13 protein-coding genes and 4 tRNA genes are annotated in these 19,744 nt (G+C 58.2%); 15 read left to right on the plus strand and 2 right to left on the minus strand.

What is annotated here, in order from left to right:
* Window positions 1-21 precede the first annotated feature (21 nt).
* On the plus strand, window positions 22-729 hold the full coding sequence (locus tag LNV06_RS14815) for a DUF6445 family protein (protein ID WP_263539056.1): 708 nt from the start codon (window positions 22-24) through the stop codon (window positions 727-729).
* Window positions 730-795: 66 nt separating this feature from the next.
* Here LNV06_RS14815 and LNV06_RS14820 read toward each other — a convergent pair whose 3' ends face one another.
* Entirely contained in the window at window positions 796-3,447 is a 2,652-nt protein-coding gene (locus tag LNV06_RS14820) for a TonB-dependent receptor (protein ID WP_263539057.1), read from the minus strand.
* A gap of 548 nt (window positions 3,448-3,995) precedes the next feature.
* Here LNV06_RS14820 and LNV06_RS14825 point away from each other — a divergent pair.
* The 13 genes from LNV06_RS14825 to rpoC all read left to right on the plus strand — a co-directional run bounded on the left by LNV06_RS14825 (window position 3,996) and on the right by rpoC (window position 18,365).
* Window positions 3,996-4,081, plus strand: a tRNA-Tyr gene (locus LNV06_RS14825).
* An 81-nt stretch (window positions 4,082-4,162) separates the two neighbouring features.
* A tRNA-Gly gene (locus LNV06_RS14830) sits at window positions 4,163-4,236 on the plus strand.
* Between the two features lie 66 nt (window positions 4,237-4,302).
* Window positions 4,303-4,377: transfer RNA gene (locus LNV06_RS14835), tRNA-Thr, on the plus strand.
* Window positions 4,378-4,435: 58 nt separating this feature from the next.
* Window positions 4,436-5,626, plus strand: a complete 1,191-nt coding sequence (gene tuf / locus LNV06_RS14840) for an elongation factor Tu (protein WP_263539058.1) — start codon at window positions 4,436-4,438, stop codon at window positions 5,624-5,626.
* Window positions 5,627-5,640: 14 nt separating this feature from the next.
* Window positions 5,641-5,716, plus strand: a tRNA-Trp gene (locus LNV06_RS14845).
* A 151-nt stretch (window positions 5,717-5,867) separates the two neighbouring features.
* Window positions 5,868-6,251, plus strand: coding sequence for a preprotein translocase subunit SecE (gene secE / locus LNV06_RS14850; protein ID WP_263539059.1), 384 nt, complete (start codon window positions 5,868-5,870; stop codon window positions 6,249-6,251).
* A gap of 43 nt (window positions 6,252-6,294) precedes the next feature.
* Window positions 6,295-6,885, plus strand: a complete 591-nt coding sequence (gene nusG / locus LNV06_RS14855) for a transcription termination/antitermination protein NusG (protein ID WP_263539060.1) — start codon at window positions 6,295-6,297, stop codon at window positions 6,883-6,885.
* Window positions 6,886-7,124: 239 nt separating this feature from the next.
* The gene (rplK, locus tag LNV06_RS14860; RefSeq protein ID WP_263539061.1) at window positions 7,125-7,556 is read left to right on the plus strand and encodes a 50S ribosomal protein L11; all 432 of its coding nucleotides are present in this window, start codon (window positions 7,125-7,127) and stop codon (window positions 7,554-7,556) included.
* A 1-nt stretch (window position 7,557) separates the two neighbouring features.
* The gene (gene rplA, locus LNV06_RS14865) at window positions 7,558-8,265 is read left to right on the plus strand and encodes a 50S ribosomal protein L1 (RefSeq protein WP_263539062.1); all 708 of its coding nucleotides are present in this window, start codon (window positions 7,558-7,560) and stop codon (window positions 8,263-8,265) included.
* Between the two features lie 298 nt (window positions 8,266-8,563).
* Window positions 8,564-9,091 (plus strand): 50S ribosomal protein L10, encoded by a 528-nt coding sequence (gene rplJ / locus LNV06_RS14870; protein WP_263539063.1) that lies wholly within the window; start codon window positions 8,564-8,566, stop codon window positions 9,089-9,091.
* A 46-nt stretch (window positions 9,092-9,137) separates the two neighbouring features.
* Window positions 9,138-9,515 carry a 50S ribosomal protein L7/L12 gene (gene rplL / locus LNV06_RS14875; protein ID WP_263539064.1) on the plus strand — a complete coding sequence of 126 codons (378 nt, stop codon included), beginning with the start codon at window positions 9,138-9,140 and terminating at the stop codon, window positions 9,513-9,515.
* Between the two features lie 417 nt (window positions 9,516-9,932).
* A complete protein-coding gene (gene rpoB, locus LNV06_RS14880; protein ID WP_263539065.1) occupies window positions 9,933-14,054 on the plus strand; it encodes a DNA-directed RNA polymerase subunit beta in 4,122 nt (1,373 codons plus the stop codon).
* A 90-nt stretch (window positions 14,055-14,144) separates the two neighbouring features.
* Complete coding sequence (gene rpoC / locus LNV06_RS14885; protein WP_263539066.1) at window positions 14,145-18,365, plus strand: DNA-directed RNA polymerase subunit beta'; 4,221 nt, start codon at window positions 14,145-14,147, stop codon at window positions 18,363-18,365.
* A 76-nt stretch (window positions 18,366-18,441) separates the two neighbouring features.
* On the opposite strand, the gene LNV06_RS14890 is transcribed toward rpoC, so the two are convergent.
* Window positions 18,442-18,924, minus strand: coding sequence for a PIN domain-containing protein (locus LNV06_RS14890; RefSeq protein ID WP_263539067.1), 483 nt, complete (start codon window positions 18,922-18,924; stop codon window positions 18,442-18,444).
* Window positions 18,925-19,245: 321 nt separating this feature from the next.
* On the opposite strand from LNV06_RS14890, the gene rpsL reads away from it, so the two are divergent.
* Window positions 19,246-19,620 carry a 30S ribosomal protein S12 gene (rpsL, locus tag LNV06_RS14895; RefSeq protein WP_102766011.1) on the plus strand — a complete coding sequence of 125 codons (375 nt, stop codon included), beginning with the start codon at window positions 19,246-19,248 and terminating at the stop codon, window positions 19,618-19,620.
* The last annotated feature ends 124 nt before the right edge of the window (window positions 19,621-19,744 follow it).

A 19,744-nucleotide genomic window follows, 5' to 3' on the forward strand; every position in this document is an offset into this window, starting at 1 on the left:
TGATTTCCAAAAGGTAATTTCATGAGTTCCGCTATCTCTCTTCGTATGCCGCCAGACATACAGTCGGTTCAGGTCGGTGAACATCAGGTCGTTTTCATTGATGATTTCTTGACCGATCCCGATTTAATGCTTGAGGCTGCGAGTCAAAGCCAATTCCTGCCGTGCCCAGGTTTTGATCAGAAAAAGGGCTACCCGGGAGTTCGGGCAAGGGCGCCAGCTGAGTATTCCGCGACGCTGGTCGAGCTCTTGGATCCTTTGATCAAAGTGAATTTTCAAGTGCCGGAGCATCTCTCGCCAAACAAGAGCGCTTGTGAGTTCTCTCTGACCACGGTGGCGCCGGATGTTTTGGGTGCAATGCAAAGAACCCCGCATTTCGACTCCAGCTCAGCGCACCATATGGCAGTACTTTTGTACTTGTGCGGGCCGGAGCATGGCGGCACAGGTTTTTATAGACACGCGGCGACTGGGATCCAGAAGATTACGCCAGAGAATTTGTCGCGTTATTCAGATGTGTATTACGAAGAACTGCGGCGCCAGCCGCCCAAACCGAGGTACTTCGATGACTCAGATGAGCACTTTACTTTTCTCGGCATGATGCCCGCCCGCTTCAATCGCTTGGTGGTCTATCCAGGAAGTTTGCTGCACAGCGCATGCATCAATCCTGGTATTGGTATTTGTGATGATCCTCGCCGAGGACGATTAACGGTCAATACCTTTTTCGACTATTGATTTTTACGACCCATAAAAAAAGCCCGGCAGTTGCCGGGCTTTTTACTGTCAGAGGTTTAAACCTGATCAGAACTTGGCGCTGAGGCCGAGGCGGTAAGTCGTTTCACCCATGAAGGACCAGGCGGGATAGCCTTCCTTCAAAGAAGAACGCAGGGTGGTGCTGGCACCGGCGGCGCCGTACTGGATGTCATCCTTCTTCAGCAGGTTGGTGGCGTCGAAGCTGACACGCAGCTTGTCGTTCACGTTCCAGCCCAAGCTCAGATCCAGCGAACCGAAGGCGTCGTGCATGCGGTTGCTGTAGTAGCCGGTTTCACGAACCATGTACTTCGAGCGCCAGTTGTAGGCCAAGCGAGCCGAGTAGGTCGAATCTTCCCAGTAGCCGACCAAGTTCGCATTGTGCTTGGACGACAAAGTGAACAGATTCAACTCGTCTTGGTAGCTCTTGCCTGGGGCCGAAGCGTCGGTGTAGGTGTAGTTCACCGAGGTACCGAAGCCATTGCCAAAGCCGTGGTTGATCTGAGCTTCAATGCCGTTGATCTTGCCGCCACCAGCGTTTTTGTAGGTGTTGATCGTCCAGTTGTCCTTGCCGGTGTCTGGGCTGACCAAACCGATTTGCTGGTTGACCAGTGTGTCGGTGGTGATGAAGTTGTCGATCTTCTTGTAGAAGTAAGTCACTGCGACCAGGTTGCCACGGCCGTAGTAGTACTCCAGGCCCAAGTCGAACTGGTTCGACTTCATCGGCTTCAGTGCAACATTGCCGAAGGTCACGGTCTCATTGCCTGGCAATGTGTCATTCCAGCCAGCAGTGGAACCACCGATGAACATATTGTCGTAGTTCGGACGGGTGATGGCCTTCGAAGCGGCTGCGCGCAGCTTCATTTCCTTGCTCAGGTCATAGACCAGGTTCAAGCTTGGCAGCCAGTCGCCGTAAGACGCCTCGGTGTTCTTCTTGGTGGTGCTCCAGCCACGGTTGGCTTCCACCACGGCCGTCAGGTCGGTCTTGCCGTCGTAGAAGTAGGAGGATGCCTTGGCGTCAGTGTGGATGTAACGCAGACCGAAGTTACCGTGCAACTGGTCTTTCTCGAAGTCGAACATGCCGTACAGGGCGGTGTTCTTCTCTTCCAGTTCACCGTAGCCACCGCGCGACTCGACCCAGTCCTTCACATTGGCCTTGGCCAGGTTGAACATGGCGGACAGATTCGGCTTCGGAACGCTCCAGCCGGGGGTGCCAACAGCCATCGAACCATTGAACAGGCTCGAAGTCGGAGCTGTCACAGGGGTTGTCACGAAAGTCGGACGGTACTCAGTCTTGGTGAAGGTGTGCGTTGTGGCGCGAGCACCGGTCTTGAATGAGGTCAGCACGCCCCAGTCCAGATCAACCGTGGCATCCAACTGAAGGAAGTTCTCTTTGTCCTTGTTGGGGCCGCGAGCGGTCGCCCAAGTCTCAGGACCGGAATCCTTCGGCAGGCTCGACAGAGGCACGCTCATGTCCTTGCTCGGGGTCATGACGATTTGCTTGCCGGTGGCGTCAGTTGTACCTTGCCACTTGGGCATCAGCGGCGCATTACCCCAGCCGACGTAGCTGTAGTTGCTGGTCAAGGAAGTGCCGCCGTCAGCCTTGGTGGTGCCGGCCACGGCGTCCAGCTTGAAGTTGTCGCCCTTGAAGGAACCGTTCAGCACCAGGCTGTCCGAGCTCATGGTCGCGTCACGCGCCCAGGTCTGCATGAAGGTGCTGGATTCGTTCGAGGCGTCCAGCTTGGTCTTCAGGCACAAGAGGCCCTTTGTCGGGTTAGGCAAAGTGCAAGCGCCAGTCGGGGCATAGGCCTTGCCCGGATCTTCCAGCGTGAAAGCGTAGTGCGTGGTGTTGCCGGCAGGTGCCTTGTATTCCAGGCGGGTGTAGTTCAAGCCCAGTTCCAGGCCCGCGGTGGGGCGAGCTTGCAGGGTCACATTGACAGCAGAGCGCTGCTTTTCTTGGAAGAAGGTGCCCGGCACCACGTCGCCAGACCAACGGCCGTCGGCCTCGATACCGCGACGAATGTAATCACCCTTTTCGATTGCGCCGGCAACCAAAACACCGAACTTCTTCTGCGAATCGCGCCAGCTGTACAGCGCCGAGCCTTCCTTGTTCAGGTCGGTGCTGACGGTGCCCTTGCCCAGCTTGAGGCCGACAAAAGCCGTGTTGGGCGCCAGATCGAGAGGCTTGCGTGTCTTGACGATCACGGTACCGCCGATGCCGCCTTCAGTGATGTCGGCTTGCGAAGTCTTGTAGACCTCCATGCCGCCAATCAGTTCGGAGGGCAGCAAAGAGTAGTTGAACGAGCGGTCAATCGCTTTTTGGTCATACCAGCCGGTCGAGGCCATCGATTGGCCATTCAGCGTGGTGTAGGTCATTTGCGGGTCTGTGCCGCGGATGGACACCGAAGCGCCGACGCCGAAGTCACGGCCCACCGACACGCCAGGGATACGGCCGAGGGCTTGGCCCACGTCGGCGTCAGGCAGCTTGCCCACGTCTTCGGCCGAAACGGCGTCAACGACGGCGTTGGCATTCTTCTTGATGTTCACTGCCGATTGCAGCGACGCACGAATACCAGTCACGACCACTTGCTCCAGCTGAGCAGTGTCTTGCTTGGTCTCGGCCTGCTGGGCCTGGGCCGCCAGCGAGACGCTCAGCAGCGTCAGGGCGACGGCAGCTGCGATAGGGCTCTGTTTGACCTTCATTTCTCTTCCTCGATTTGGCCAAGATTTTCGGACTCGGCCTGTTAGCACGTGGAACCTAAACCATACCAATTGATGGACCATTTGGTAGGTGCTCGGTGCCGCCAATGACGTATCAATGCAACCAATGCCATGCCACTATACGATTCACTAGTGCCACTTTGCTACCACTTTTCTTTGCGTGTTTTCCCTTGTTGTCGTGGCGCCGCCACCATGACTTTTGGGCTTGTCTTGACGAAATGTTTCAGCTTGGTTACGGGTTTATCCGGGGAGGGGTGTTGAATTTGCCCCTGTTTTGTGGGGTGTGGCGCGACTTGTGGGCTTGACCTTGTGCTTTTGGGTTGACCGAGTTACGGGGTGCTTCAGCTTGCCTGCCTGTTGCGTGGTGAGGTTGCCAAGCGGGTGGGGTCTGCCGTTGGAGTGCGGGCATATTGGGTTGCGGGTGGCCGGGTGAGCTCGGGTGCGGGGCTTGAAAATCGGCCTCTGCAGAAGAATTTCAAAAAATTGCTTGGGCTCGCAAAAATGCTGTGCTATAGTTGCGGGCTTGCCTCGGAGGGGTGGCCGAGTGGTTAAAGGCAGCAGACTGTAAATCTGCCCGCTAACGCGTACGCTGGTTCGAATCCAGCCTCCTCCACCAAGGCAAACACTTTTCGTGATTCGAGTCGTCGGTAAAAGCCGGCGACTCGATCCCTCGGAAGTGGAGAGGTAAGGCTCCCGGGCGGGAGTAGTTCAATGGTAGAACTCCAGCCTTCCAAGCTGATCACGCGGGTTCGATTCCCGTCTCCCGCTCCAGTTGGTTGGTATTTAGTCGTCGATACCGGTTTGTTGTTTTGTTTGAGTCTGCAAACCCGTGTCGATGCCCATGTGGCTCAGTGGTAGAGCACTCCCTTGGTAAGGGAGAGGTCACGCGTTCGATCCGCGTCATGGGCACCACCTATTTTCTCTGAGTGTTTTTCTTCTGATCTGATCAGGTCCTCGCAGGAGCGCAGAAATGGCAAAGAGCAAGTTTGAACGCACCAAGCCGCACGTCAATGTCGGCACCATCGGTCACGTGGACCATGGCAAGACCACCCTGACGGCTGCGATCGCAACCGTGCTGTCGAAGAAGTTCGGCGGCGAGGCCAAGGCCTATGACCAGATCGACGCGGCGCCTGAAGAAAAGGCTCGCGGCATCACGATCAACACCGCTCACGTCGAGTACGAAACCGCTGGCCGTCACTACGCCCACGTGGACTGCCCCGGCCACGCTGACTATGTGAAGAACATGATCACCGGCGCCGCTCAGATGGACGGCGCTATTCTGGTGTGCTCGGCCGCTGACGGCCCAATGCCCCAGACTCGCGAGCACATCCTGTTGGCTCGTCAGGTCGGCGTGAAGTACATCATCGTCTTCCTGAACAAGTGCGACATGGTGGATGACGCTGAGTTGCTGGAACTGGTCGAAATGGAAGTGCGCGAGCTGCTGTCCAAGTACGACTTCCCTGGCGACGATACCCCCATCATCAAGGGTTCGGCCAAGCTGGCTCTGGAAGGCGACACGGGCGATCTGGGCGAACAAGCCATCTTCCGTTTGGCCGACGCGCTGGACAGCTACATCCCTACGCCTGAGCGCGCCATGGACGGTGCTTTCTTGCTGCCGGTGGAAGACGTGTTCTCGATCTCGGGTCGCGGCACTGTGGTGACCGGTCGTATCGAGCGCGGCATCATCAAGGTCGGTGAAGAAATCGAAATCGTGGGTATCCGCGACGTTCAGAAGACCACCGTCACTGGCGTGGAAATGTTCCGCAAGCTGCTGGACCAAGGTCAAGCAGGCGACAACGTAGGCATCTTGCTGCGCGGCACCAAGCGTGAAGACGTCGAGCGCGGCCAAGTGCTGAGCAAGCCCGGTTCGATCAAGCCACACACTCACTTCACGGCTGAGGTGTATGTGCTGTCGAAGGAAGAAGGCGGCCGTCACACTCCGTTCTTCAACAACTACCGTCCTCAGTTCTACTTCCGTACCACGGACGTGACTGGCGCTGTTGAGCTGCCGGCCGACAAGGAAATGGTCATGCCTGGCGACAACGTCGGCATCACCGTGAAGCTGATCGCTCCGATCGCCATGGAAACCGGTCTGCGCTTCGCGATCCGCGAAGGTGGCCGTACCGTCGGTTCGGGCGTGGTTGCAACTATCATTGCCTAAATATTTGACGCCACAGGGGCGTAGCTCAATTGGCAGAGCGTCGGTCTCCAAAACCGAAGGTCGGGGGTTCGAGACCCTCCGCCCCTGCCAGTAGCCGCTGATCACGGTTGCTGGGACAAGGCAAGAAAGCAATCGGCCCGCGGGAGTTCATCCCGGCGGGCTTTGCTGCTGATGGGTGCGGTCAAATATCCGCCGAAAATACTGAATGCCCGCGCTGATGGCCGGGCATGGAAAAGAATCAATGTCCAATTCTCAAGTTGAAACGGTAACAACCAGCGCAGACAAGGCGAAGTTGGCTGGCGCGGTCGTGCTGTTGGCTGCGGGCCTGGTGGCGTATTACGCGCTGGCCAAGCAGGGTCCAATCGCTCAGTGGGCGGCTTTGTTGGTCTTGTTGGCGGCGGCCGTGGCTGCGTTTTTCACCTCTGAAGCGGGCAAGTCCTTGATCGCTTACGGTCGAGATTCGGTCCGTGAAGTGCGCAAGGTCGTGTGGCCGACGCACAAAGAGGCGCGCCAAATGACCGGCTATGTGTTTGCCTTCGTGGTGGTCATGGCGCTGTTTCTGTGGTTGACCGATAAGACGCTGGAATGGGTCTTGTACGACCTGGTCTTGGGCTGGAAGCGCTGATCGCTTTGTGCTGTTCGCGTTTTAGAAGCGTTGAAGGATTGCAATGACTGAAGAATTGGCAAACGTCGTGACCGAAGCTGCTGCGGCAGCACCGGTGGGACTTCCGAAGCGCTGGTACGTTGTGCATGCCTACTCGGGCATGGAAAAGGCGGTTGAGCGCAATCTGCGTGAGCGCATTGATCGCGCTGGCATGCAAGACAAATTCGGCCGCATCTTGGTGCCGACCGAAGAAGTGGTTGAGTTGAAGAACGGCAAGAAGGCCGTGACCGAGCGCCGTTTCTTCCCGGGCTATGTGCTGGTTGAAATGGTCATGGAAGATGACACCTGGCACTTGGTCAAGCACACCTCCAAGGTGACGGGATTTGTGGGTGGCGCGAAGAATCGCCCGGCTCCGATTTCGGAAGCCGAAGTGATGAAGATCGTCAACCAGATGCAGGAAGGCATCGAGAAGCCGCGGCCCAAGGTCGAGTGGATGGTTGGTGAGATCGTGCGTGTCAAGGAAGGTCCGTTCACGGATTTCAACGGCGCCATCGAAGTTGTCAACTACGACAAGTCCAAGGTCAGCGTTTCCGTCACAATTTTCGGTCGTGCCACGCCCGTGGAGTTGGACTTCGCGCAGGTTGAAAAAGTCTGACGAACAATGTTCGTTTGACTTTCCGACAAGAGGCCGAGAGGCCTCGAAGTCAAAAGGTCATCAAGAATCAAGAGCCTGACAGGGCTCGCCACAGTTGCAAGACTTTGGCCTCCTGTCCGTAGTCAGTTCACGACGAGATGTGAACAAGAGGAGCAAGGGTACGAGGTGTAAACCTCTAGCCCCTTGCGCTAGCACTCAAGGACGATGGCGAGGCCGCCGTTGTTCTGTAAGGAGAAATTATGGCCAAGAAAATTGTCGGCTTTATCAAGCTGCAAGTAGCGGCAGGTAAGGCTAATCCCTCGCCTCCAGTGGGTCCTGCGCTGGGTCAGCGCGGCCTGAACATCATGGAATTCTGCAAGGCGTTCAATGCGCAAACGCAGGGTCATGAGCCAGGCATGAAGCTGCCGGTGGTGATTACCGCCTACGCAGACAAGAGTTTCACCTTCGTCATCAAGTCGGCCCCCGCGACCGCCCTGATCAAGAAGTTGGCCAAGATCGACAAGGGTTCTTCCAAGGCTCATCTGGAAAAGGTCGGCAAGCTGACCCGCGCCCAGTTGGAAGAAATCGCCAAGATCAAGACCAAGGACCTGACTGCTGCCGATATGGACGCAGCGGTTCGTACGATTGCTGGTTCCGCTCGCTCGATGGGCGTGCTGGTGGAGGGTGTCTGAGATGGCAAAGCTGACTAAACGCCAAAAGGCCTTGCAAGGCAAGGTCGAGACCACCAAGCTGTACTCGCTGACCGAAGCGCTGAACCTGGTGAAGAGCCTGGCCACCGCCAAGTTCGACGAGTCCATCGACGTTGCTGTGCAACTGGGTGTGGATTCCAAGAAGTCTGACCAAGTCGTTCGCGGCGCGGTTGTCATGCCTCACGGCATTGGCAAGACCAAGCGCGTGGCTGTGTTCGCCCAAGGCGCCAAGGCTGAAGAAGCCAAGGCCGCTGGTGCTGACATCGTCGGAATGGAAGACTTGGCTGAGCGCATCAAGGCTGGCGACATGCCTTTCGATGTGGTCATCGCCTCGCCTGACACCATGCGTATCGTCGGTACCCTGGGTCAAGTGCTGGGTCCTCGCGGCCTGATGCCTAACCCCAAGGTCGGCACTGTGACGCCTGACGTCGCAACCGCTGTCAAGAACGCCAAGGCTGGTCAAGTCCAGTTCCGCGTTGACAAGGGCGGCATCATTCACGGCACCCTCGGCCGTCGCTCGTTCGACACCGACAAGCTGGAAGGCAACCTGCGCGCACTGATCGAAGCCTTGAACAAGGCCAAGCCAGCCAGCAGCAAGGGTGTTTACCTGCGCAAGGTGGCTGTGTCCTCCACCATGGGCGTTGGCGCCCGTGTTGAAGTGGCCAGCATCAACGCTCAAGCTTCCGCTTAATTGCGAAAAGTTTGCGCAGCGCGAGTCTGGCGCTGTGCTTAAAGATTGGTGGGGCGAATGGGGCTTAGGTCCCGTTCGCGTCATCCAAGACCGCTGGCGTGAATGCTTTCGGGCATTCGCTTAATGGAAGGTTGAATTCCGGTTCGACTTGAAGCCAGCGCAGATGGCGGTCCCGCTGAAAAGGATTGATTTGTGTCCCCCTACAAGGTGGGCACAGGTTGCCTGGACAGAAGGTCGCTGAACCCGGGTGTGTCTGGAGTCGCAAGACAAAGGACACGTTTTTTGTGAGGAGTAGACCTTGAGTCTCAATCGCAACGAGAAAGCAGCCGTCGTTACGGATGTGGCAGCCCAAGCGGCAAAGTCGCAGACCCTGGCGTTGGCCGAATACCGTGGCCTCACCGTTGATCACCTGAACAAGCTGCGCGTCGAAGCGCGTGCCAAGGGTGTGTATCTTCACGTGCTGAAGAACACCCTGGCGCGTCGTGCTGTCGCCGGTACACCGTTCGAGTGCGCCTCGGAGAGCATGGTCGGCCCGCTGATCTATGGCTTTTCTGAAGACGCTGTGGCCGCGGCCAAAGTCATTGCTGACTTTGCCAAGACCAACGACAAACTGATCATCAAAGGCGGCGCCTACGGTGGCAAGGCTCTGGATGTCAATGGCGTGAAAGCCTTGGCTTCGGTGCCCAGCAAGGAAGTCTTGCTGTCGCAACTGTTGGGTCTCATGCAGTCGCCCGTGTCGCGCTTCGCGCGCGTCGTGGCCGCTGTGGCCGAGCAACGTGGTGGTGCAGCTGCTCCGGCAGAAGCCGAAGCCGCGCCTGCTGCCTGAACGATCTGCTGTTAAAGCAACCATTAACTGAATCTAGGAGCCAAAAATGGCATTCGATAAAGACGCATTCATCACCGCCCTGGACGCTATGACCGTTCTGGAACTCAATGACCTGGTCAAGGCCATTGAAGAGAAGTTCGGCGTGTCCGCCGCTGCTATGGCCGCTCCCGCCGCTGGCGGCGCTGCTGGTGGCGCAGCTGCTGCTGAAGAGCAGACCGAGTTCAACGTGATCCTGGCTGACGTCGGCGCCAACAAGGTGTCGGTCATTAAGGCTGTTCGCGAAATCACCGGTCTGGGCCTGAAGGAAGCTAAGGACCTGGTTGACGCCGCTCCTAAGGCTGTCAAGGAAGGTGTTGCCAAGGCTGACGCTGAAGCCGCTAAGAAGAAGTTGGAAGAAGCTGGCGCCAAGGTCGACGTCAAGTAATGATCTTGCAAGCGGGCATGCTCGTCATGCCCACTTGTTTAGTTTTGACTCGCAAGCGGCTATGCTGCGACAGTCGCCCCTCCTGACGAGGGCCCAGGGCGACTCAGTGCACAGCAGTTTGAAGGGTTTGAAGGGGTGGCCTCACGGCCTCCCCTTTTAGCGTTTTCAAGGGTTAATCCGCTTGAGGATAGTTGAAAGCTTCGCGCGAGGTATGATGCGCGGTTCTTTCAAGTGTTCTCTGATCCGACTGCAGAGAACCGGTTTGGTCGGACTTCGGTTTCACATGAGCATGTGGCCGGGGTTGTCCGCCAGCGGTTGGTAGTGGCCAACCACCAAGCGCGAGCGCAATGCTCGAGTAGCCAGTCGCCGACGAAGCCCGTCCCACGGCCAGGGGTGGGCTCTCGACACGGAGTGTTTATGGCGCAAGCAACCCCCTATAGCTTTACCGAGCGCAAGCGAATCCGCAAGAGCTTCGGCAAGCGTGAGAGCGTTCTCAACGTTCCCTATTTGCTCACCATGCAGAAAGAGGCTTACGTCGCTTTCCTGCAAAAGGATGTTCCTCCCGCCAAGCGTAAGCCCGAAGGCTTGCAGGCAGCCTTCCTTTCCGCGTTCCCGATTGTTTCGCACAACGGTTTCGTGGAAATGAAATTCCTCGAATTCAATATCGCCAAGCCACCGTTTGACACTCGCGAGTGCCAGCAGCGTGGCTTGACCTATGCAGCCGCCGTGCGCGCGCGCCTGCAAATGATCATCTATGACCGTGAATCGCCCCAGGCGAAGACCGTCAAGGAAATCAAGGAACAAGAGGTCTACATGGGCGAAGTGCCCCTGATGACCGACTATGGTTCCTTCATCGTCAATGGCACCGAGCGTGTCATCGTCTCGCAGCTGCACCGTTCGCCCGGCGTGTTTTTCGAGCACGACAAGGGCAAGACCCACTCGTCCGGCAAGCTGCTGTTCTCGGCCCGTATCATTCCTTACCGCGGTTCGTGGTTGGACTTTGAATTCGACGCCAAGGACATCCTGTTCTTCCGCGTTGACCGCCGTCGCAAGATGCCGGTCACCATCCTGCTCAAGGCCATTGGCCTGAACCCCGAGCAGATCCTGGCCCACTTCTTCGTCTTCGACAACTTCCGTCTGATGGACGTGGGTGCGCAGATGGAATTCGTGGCCGACCGCCTGAAGGGCGAAGTCGCTCGCTTTGACATCACCGACAAGAGCGGTGCCGTCATCGTCGAGAAGGACAAGCGCATCACCGCGCGCCACACCCGTCAGCTGGAGCAGTCTGGCACTCAGCACGTCACCGTGCCCGAAGACTTCCTGCTCGGCCGCGTGCTGGCCAAGAATATGGTCGACGGCGACACCGGCGAAATCATCGCCAAGGCCAATGACGAGCTGACCGATGCGCTGCTGAAGAAGCTGCGCGCCGCTGGCATCAAGGACGTCCAGTGCCTGTTCACCAATGAACTGGACGAAGGCGCCTACATCAGCCAAACCCTGGCCACCGACGAAACCTTCGACCAGCTGGCTGCCCGCGTCGCCATCTACCGCATGATGCGCCCCGGCGAGCCGCCGACGGAAGACGCCGTCGAAGCGCTGTTCAACCGTCTGTTCTACAACGCTGACACCTACGATCTGTCGCGCGTGGGCCGGATGAAGTTCAACGCCCGTGCCGGCCGCGACACGCCGGAAGGCGCGATGACGCTGTCCAACGAGGACATCCTGGACGTCGTCAAGATCCTGGTCGAGCTGCGCAATGGCCGCGGCGAAGTCGATGACATCGACCACTTGGGCAATCGTCGCGTGCGCTGCGTGGGTGAGCTGGCCGAGAACCAGTACCGCTCGGGCCTGGCTCGTATCGAAAAGGCCGTCAAGGAACGTCTGGGCCAGGCCGAGACCGAAGCCCTGATGCCGCATGACCTGATCAACAGCAAGCCGATCTCGGCGGCACTGAAGGAATTCTTCGGTGCCTCGCAGCTGTCGCAGTTCATGGACCAAACCAACCCGCTGTCGGAAATCACGCACAAGCGTCGTGTTTCCGCCCTCGGCCCTGGCGGTTTGACGCGTGAGCGCGCAGGCTTTGAAGTCCGCGACGTGCACCCGACTCACTACGGTCGTGTCTGTCCAATCGAAACGCCTGAAGGCCCGAACATTGGTCTGATCAACTCCTTGGCTCTGTACGCACAGCTGAACGAGTACGGCTTCCTGGAAACGCCTTACCGTCGCGTCGTTGATGGCAAGGTGACGACCCAGATCGACTATCTGTCGGCCATCGAAGAAGGCAAGTACGTGATCGCCCAGGCGAACGCGACACTGAGCACCGAAGGCTCGCTGACCGACGAACTGGTGTCGGCTCGTGAGAACGGCGAATCGGTGCTGACCTCGCCCGAGCGTATCCAGTACATGGACGTGGCGCCGACTCAGATCGTGTCCGTTGCGGCCTCGCTGGTGCCATTCCTCGAGCACGACGATGCGAACCGCGCATTGATGGGCGCCAACATGCAGCGTCAAGCGGTGCCAATCCTGCGTCCTGAAAAGGCCATGGTCGGTACTGGTGTTGAACGTGTGGCGGCCAAGGACTCGGGCACTGTGGTGGCCGCGCGTCGCGGCGGTGTGGTTGACTATGTCGACACCAACCGTATCGTGATTCGCGTTCGCGACGAAGAAACGGTGGCGGGTGAAGTCGGCGTCGACATCTACAACCTGATCAAGTATCAGCGTTCCAACCAGAACACCAATATTCACCAGCGTCCGATCGTGAAGCGTGGTGATCGCGTGGCTGCCGAAGACATCATTGCTGACGGCGCCTCGACCGACATCGGTGAATTGGCGCTGGGCCAGAACATGCTGGTCGCCTTCATGCCTTGGAACGGCTATAACTTCGAAGACTCGATCTTGATCTCGGAGCGTGTGGTTGCTGAAGATCGCTACACCTCGATTCACATCGAAGAGTTGGTGGTCAATGCACGTGACACCAAGCTGGGCAGCGAAGAAATCACCCGCGACATCCCGAACTTGTCCGAGCAACAACTCGGCCGTTTGGACGAGTCGGGCATTGTTTACGTCGGTGCTGAAGTCACCGCCGGCGACGTGCTGGTCGGCAAGGTCACGCCTAAGGGCGAAACCACGCTGACTCCGGAAGAGAAGCTGCTGCGCGCCATCTTCGGCGAGAAGGCTTCCGACGTGAAAGACACGTCCCTGCGTGTCGACCAAGGCACCTCGGGCACCGTCATCGACGTTCAGGTCTTCACCCGTGAAGGCATCCAGCGTGACAAGCGCGCTCAGCAAATTATTGATGATGAGCTGAAGCGCTTCCGTCTGGACCTGAACGATCAGTTGCGCATCGTGGAGGCTGACTCCTTCGACCGTATCGAGAAGTTGCTGGTGGGCCGCGTTGCCAATGGTGGTCCGCAGAAGATCGCCAAGGGCACCGTGATCGACAAGGCCTATCTGGCTGGCGTTGAGAAGTTCCACTGGTTCGACATCCGTCCTGCGGAAGACGACATCGCCAATCAGCTGGAAAGCATCAAGAACTCGCTGGAGCAGACTCGCCACAGCTTCGACTTGGCCTTCGAAGAGAAGCGCAAGAAGTTGACGCAAGGCGACGAGCTGCCCGCTGGCGTGCTGAAGATGGTCAAGGTTTACCTGGCCGTCAAGCGTCGCTTGCAGCCGGGTGACAAGATGGCCGGCCGTCACGGCAACAAGGGTGTTGTGTCCAAGATCACTCCGATCGAAGACATGCCTTATATGGCCGACGGCACTACCGCTGACATCGTGCTGAACCCGCTGGGCGTGCCTTCGCGGATGAACGTGGGTCAGGTGCTGGAAGTTCACTTGGGCTGGGCCGGTAAGGGTATTGGCCAGCGCATCGGCGACATGCTGCAGCAAGAAGCCCGTGTGGCCGAACTGCGCAAGTTCTTCGACGAGCTGTACAACCAGTCCGGCGGCAAGAAGGAACACTTGGAGGACCTGAACGACGAAGAAATCGTCGAGATGGCCAAGAACCTGAGCAACGGCGTGCCCTTCGCAACGCCCGTGTTTGACGGCGCCAAGGAAGATGAAATCCGCGCCATGCTGAAGCTGGCTTATCCGGACGACATCGCCCTGAAGAAGGGTCTGACCGAGACGCGCACTCAGGCTTACCTGTCTGATGGCCGCACCGGCGAGCGCTTTGAGCGCCCGACCACGGTGGGCTATATGCACGTGCTGAAGCTGCACCACTTGGTGGACGACAAGATGCACGCCCGTTCGACTGGCCCGTACAGCTTGGTCACGCAGCAGCCGCTGGGTGGTAAGGCTCAGTTCGGTGGCCAGCGTTTCGGTGAGATGGAAGTGTGGGCGCTGGAAGCTTACGGCGCCTCTTACATCCTGCAGGAAATGCTGACGGTCAAGTCCGACGACGTGAATGGCCGTACCAAGGTGTACGAATCCATCGTCAAGGGTGAGCACACGATCGAAGCCGGCATGCCGGAGTCGTTCAATGTGTTGGTCAAGGAAATCCGGTCGCTCGGTATCGATATTGAGTTGGAACGCAACTAAGAGCTTTGTGTGACAGAGCGCCGCTGCGGCGGCCGCTCTGTTCCTCTTTGTTTTTCAGATTCGTTTCCAACCACAAATTAGGAGAAAGCCATGAAAGGCTTACTGGACCTGTTCAAGCAGTTCACCCCGGATGAACACTTCGACGCCATCAAGATCGGGCTTGCATCGCCCGAGAAGATTCGCTCGTGGTCTTTCGGTGAAGTGAAGAAGCCTGAGACCATCAACTACCGCACCTTCAAGCCCGAGCGTGATGGCCTGTTCTGCGCCAAGATCTTTGGCCCGATCAAGGACTATGAGTGCTTGTGCGGCAAGTACAAGCGCCTGAAGCACCGCGGCGTGATCTGCGAGAAGTGCGGCGTTGAAGTCACTCAGACCAAGGTTCGTCGCGACCGCATGGGTCACATCGACCTGGCCGCGCCTTGCGCTCACATCTGGTTCCTGAAGTCCCTGCCTTCGCGCTTGGGCTTGGTGCTGGACATGACGCTGCGTGACATCGAACGCGTGCTGTACTTTGAAGCGTATGTGATCGTTGACCCCGGCATGACCCCGCTGAAGAAGTTCGCGATCATGACCGAAGACGACTACGACGCGAAGCGCCTGGAATTCGGTGACGAATTCATCGCGCTGATGGGCGCCGAAGGCATCAAGAAGTTGCTGGAAGAGATGGACCTCGACATCGAGATCGATCGCCTGCGCAACGACATGACCGGCTCCGAGCTGAAGGTCAAGAAGAACTCCAAGCGCCTCAAGGTCATGGAGGCCTTCAAGCGTTCGGGCATCAAGCCGAACTGGATGGTGCTGGAAGTGCTGCCCGTGTTGCCGCCGGACCTGCGTCCGCTGGTGCCGCTGGACGGCGGCCGTTTCGCGACCTCCGACCTGAACGACTTGTATCGTCGCGTCATCAACCGCAACAACCGTCTGGCTCGCCTGCTGGAGTTGAAGGCCCCTGAGATCATCGTGCGCAACGAAAAGCGCATGTTGCAGGAAGCCGTGGACTCGCTGCTGGACAACGGTCGTCGCGGCAAGGCCATGACCGGCGCCAACAAGCGCGCACTGAAGTCCTTGGCCGACATGATCAAGGGCAAGGGCGGTCGTTTCCGTCAGAACTTGCTGGGTAAGCGCGTCGACTACTCGGGCCGTTCGGTCATCGTGGTGGGCCCAACCCTGAAGCTGCATCAGTGCGGTCTGCCCAAGCTGATGGCCCTGGAGCTGTTCAAGCCTTTCATCTTCTCGCGCCTCGAAGCCATGGGCATCGCGACGACGATCAAGGCCGCCAAGAAGGAAGTCGAATCCGGCTCCGCCGTGGTCTGGGACATCCTGGAAGAGGTCATCAAGGAGCACCCGGTTCTGTTGAACCGTGCGCCTACGCTGCACCGCTTGGGCATTCAGGCTTTTGAGCCTGTGCTGATCGAAGGCAAGGCCATCCAACTGCACCCACTCGTTTGCTCGGCCTTCAACGCCGACTTCGACGGTGACCAGATGGCTGTTCACGTGCCGCTGTCGATCGAAGCGCAGATGGAAGCCCGCACGCTGATGCTGGCTTCCAACAACGTGCTGTTCCCGGCCTCCGGCGAACCGTCGATCGTGCCCTCGCAAGACGTGGTGCTGGGTCTGTACTACGCGACCCGCGAGCGCATCAACGGCAAGGGCGAAGGCATGGTCTTCTCGGACATCTCCGAGCTGATTCGCGCCCTGGAAAACGGTGCGGTTGAAATCACCGCCCGTATCAACGTACGCATGGTTCAGTACACCAAGGGTGCGGCTGAAGGCGAGTGGATCCCTGAGACCAAGCTGGTGAGCACGACCGTCGGTCGCGCCCTGCTGAGCGAAATCTTGCCCAAGGGTCTGCCGTTCTCGAACATTGACAAGGCGCTGAAGAAGAAAGAAATTTCGCGCCTGATCAATACTTCGTTCCGCAAATGCGGTCTGAAGGAGACCGTGGTCTTGGCAGACAAGCTGCTGCAAAGCGGTTTCCGTCTGGCCACACGCGCCGGTATCTCGATCGCTGTGGACGACATGTTGGTGCCGCCAGAGAAGCAAAAGCTGATCGAGCGCGCCGAGAAGGAAGTCAAGGAAATCGAGCAGCAGTACATCTCCGGTCTGGTGACAGCCGGCGAGCGCTACAACAAGGTGGTGGACATCTGGGGCAAGACCGGCGACGAAGTCGGCAAGGTCATGATGAGCCAGCTGTCCAAGCAAAAGACCACCGACCGTCATGGCGCACAAGTGGATCAAGAGTCCTTCAACTCGATCTACATGATGGCCGACTCGGGCGCTCGCGGTTCTGCGGCTCAGATTCGTCAGTTGGCTGGTATGCGGGGCCTGATGGCCAAGCCGGATGGCTCGATCATCGAGACGCCAATTACGGCGAACTTCCGCGAAGGCCTGAACGTGTTGCAGTACTTCATCTCCACCCACGGTGCTCGTAAGGGTCTGGCGGATACGGCTTTGAAGACTGCGAACTCGGGTTACCTGACTCGTCGTCTGGTGGACGTGACGCAAGACTTGGTGGTGATCGAAGACGATTGCGGTACCGACAACGGTATGGCGATGCGCGCCTTGGTCGAAGGTGGTGAAGTGATCGAATCGCTGCGCGACCGCGTGTTGGGTCGTGTCACAGCCATCGACGTGCTGCACCCCGAGACCCAAGCCGTCGTCTTGCCTGCCCTGAGCATGCTGGACGAAGACACCCTCGACATGCTGGAAACGCATGGCGTGGACGAAATCAAGGTCCGCACGCCGCTGACTTGCGCGACACGCTACGGCTTGTGCGCTCATTGCTATGGCCGCGACCTGGGTCGTGGTGGCTTGGTCAACATCGGTGAAGCTGTCGGCGTGATCGCCGCTCAGTCGATCGGTGAACCAGGTACACAGCTGACCATGCGTACCTTCCACATCGGTGGTGCGGCTTCGCGTGCAGCAGTGGCTTCGAGCGTGGACGCCAAGTCTGAAGGTTTGATTGGTTTCAACGCCACCATGCGTTACGTGACCAACGGCAAGGGCGAGTTGGTGGTGATTAGCCGTTCCGGCGAAATCATCATTGCTGACCCGCACGGCCGTGAGCGTGAGCGTCACAAGGTGCCTTACGGTGCCGTGTTGAGCATCCGTGCAGATCAGGCCGTCAAGGCCGGTACCATCCTCGCCAACTGGGATCCGCTGACCCGTCCGATCATTACCGAATTCGCCGGTCAGGCGAAGTTCGAGAATGTGGAAGAGGGCGTCACCGTGGCCAAGCAGGTCGACGAAGTGACCGGTTTGTCGACTCTGGTGGTGATCGACGCCAAGCGTCGTGGTGCCGCCAAGGTCGTGCGCCCGCAGGTCAAGCTGTTGGACGTCAATGGCAACGAAGTCAAGATCCCTGGCACCGACCACTCGGTGACCATCGGCTTCCCGGTGGGCTCGCTGATTCAAGTGCGCGACGGCCAGGATCTGGCTCCGGGCGAAGTGCTGGCGCGTATCCCGATGGAAGGTCAGAAGACTCGAGACATTACCGGCGGTCTGCCGCGTGTGGCCGAGTTGTTCGAAGCCCGTTCGCCGAAGGATGTGGGCGTGCTGGCCGAGATCACCGGTACGGTGTCCTTCGGTAAGGAGACCAAGGGCAAGAACCGCCTGGAAATCACCGACCCCGATGGCAAGAAGCACGAAGAGCTGGTGCCCAAGGAAAAGAACATCTTGGTGCACGAAGGCCAGGTGGTCAACCGCGGCGAATTGATTGTGGACGGCGCTGCCGACCCACAAGACATCCTGCGCCTGCTGGGCATGGAAGAGCTGGCTCGCTACATCGTTGACGAAGTGCAGGACGTGTATCGCTTGCAAGGTGTGAAGATCAACGACAAGCACATCGAGGTGATCGTTCGCCAGATGCTGCGTCGAGTTCAGATCGTCAACCCGGGCGATTCCAAGTACATCATCAACGAGCAGGTCGAGCGTTCGGAACTGCTGGATACCAACGATCGTCTGCGCAAGGAAGGCAAGCTGATTGCCACCCATGTGGACGTGCTGATGGGTATCACCAAGGCTTCGCTGTCGACCGACTCCTTCATCTCTGCGGCTTCCTTCCAGGAAACCACCCGCGTGCTGACCGAGGCTGCCATCATGGGCAAGCGCGACGAGCTGCGCGGCTTGAAGGAAAACGTCATCGTCGGCCGTTTGATTCCTGCTGGTACTGGTATGGCTTTCCACCGTGCCCGTTACGCCAAGGAGAAGATGGACGACGCCGAGCGTCGCGCCATTGCTCAGCAAGAAGCCGAGGAATTGGCTTCTGCGCAAATGGCGCATGTGGATGCAGGTGCCGAAGGATCGGCAGAGTAAGCTCCAAAGAGCGGTGCTCAGCACTGCTCTTTTATCCGAACTCTTTCGGCAAAAGGCCGCCCTCGGGCGGCCTTTTTTATTCCGGGAAGGATTTCGAGTGGAGGTGAATCCACTTCTCAGGACTCAGGACTTCCAATCCCACCTTGGCTGCTCGCTTGGCAAGAGCCAACACGGCTCGGTCCCTCGAAATCAGCCATCGCGAGCCCGAGGCCAGGGCTAGATCAATGAACATCTGATCGTCCTTGTCGCGGCAAACCAAACGTACCGCAGGCGGCGGGACTGAGGCCATCAGGTGGCAGTGCTGCTCGAACATGCGCACGATGTATTCCAGGTCGGGCCCATAGCTGCTCGCGATGCCTCGACCCAGGACGTGCAACATTTCCTCCCGCATGTTCATCAGCCCAAGCCATCGCAGCGCCCCTGATTCCACCCGTTCCACAATCGGGCTCACTGCCGGATTCTTGAACACCAACCAATCCATGACGACTTGGGTGTCAATGACCGTCTTAATGCCGCCGTCGTAACTCGGGTTTACTGGAGTAGAGGATTGTTCAAGCATGAACCAGGAGAAGGAGAGGGGGTGAATAAGGCGGCGGGGCGATAGGGAAAGATGGCTTTCCCTCCAGTCTTTAGACGCAAAAGCCCCGGGCACAAGGCCGGCAGGGGCCGCGGAAAGTACTGGGCTTGTATCTTAATAGTGATTTGGTCTACAATCGCAGGCTCTTCGGCAGGCCTTGCTGCGCATTTCGCGTGGCCAAATCACCTTGTTGCGAGTGACTTCAAGGATTTTGAGGCCGGCGCGACACCGTTATTTCAAGGTTTGCGCTCATTCTGAGCGACTCTGCCGAAGCGTGTGACTTCAAACGGGAACAAGTTACCTATGCCAACCATCAATCAGCTCGTGCGCCACGGCCGTCAGGCCGAGGTCACGAAATCCAAGTCGCCGGCAATGCAGAATTGCCCGCAGCGCCGCGGCGTTTGCACCCGCGTCTACACCACGACTCCTAAGAAGCCTAACTCCGCTTTGCGTAAGGTTGCTAAGGTTCGTTTGACCAATGGTTTCGAGGTCATCTCGTACATTGGCGGTGAAGGCCACAATCTGCAAGAGCACAGCGTTGTGCTCGTGCGCGGCGGTCGTGTCAAGGACTTGCCAGGTGTGCGTTACCACATCGTGCGCGGTTCGCTGGACTTGCAAGGCGTGAAAGACCGCAAGCAGTCGCGTTCCAAGTACGGTGCCAAGCGTCCGAAGAAGTAATCAAAGAGTCACCCGGTTCCTGCATCATGCGGGCGCCAGGCGTTTTTGCGGTTTCGATGTCATCCATTAAGGATGCAGCAAACCGAGTAAGTGGATGGTCCCAGATGTCGGTGATCGTCCAACG

It is taken from the genome of Paucibacter sp. Y2R2-4 (assembly GCF_025717535.1).
Lineage (GTDB): Bacteria > Pseudomonadota > Gammaproteobacteria > Burkholderiales > Burkholderiaceae_C > Paucibacter_A.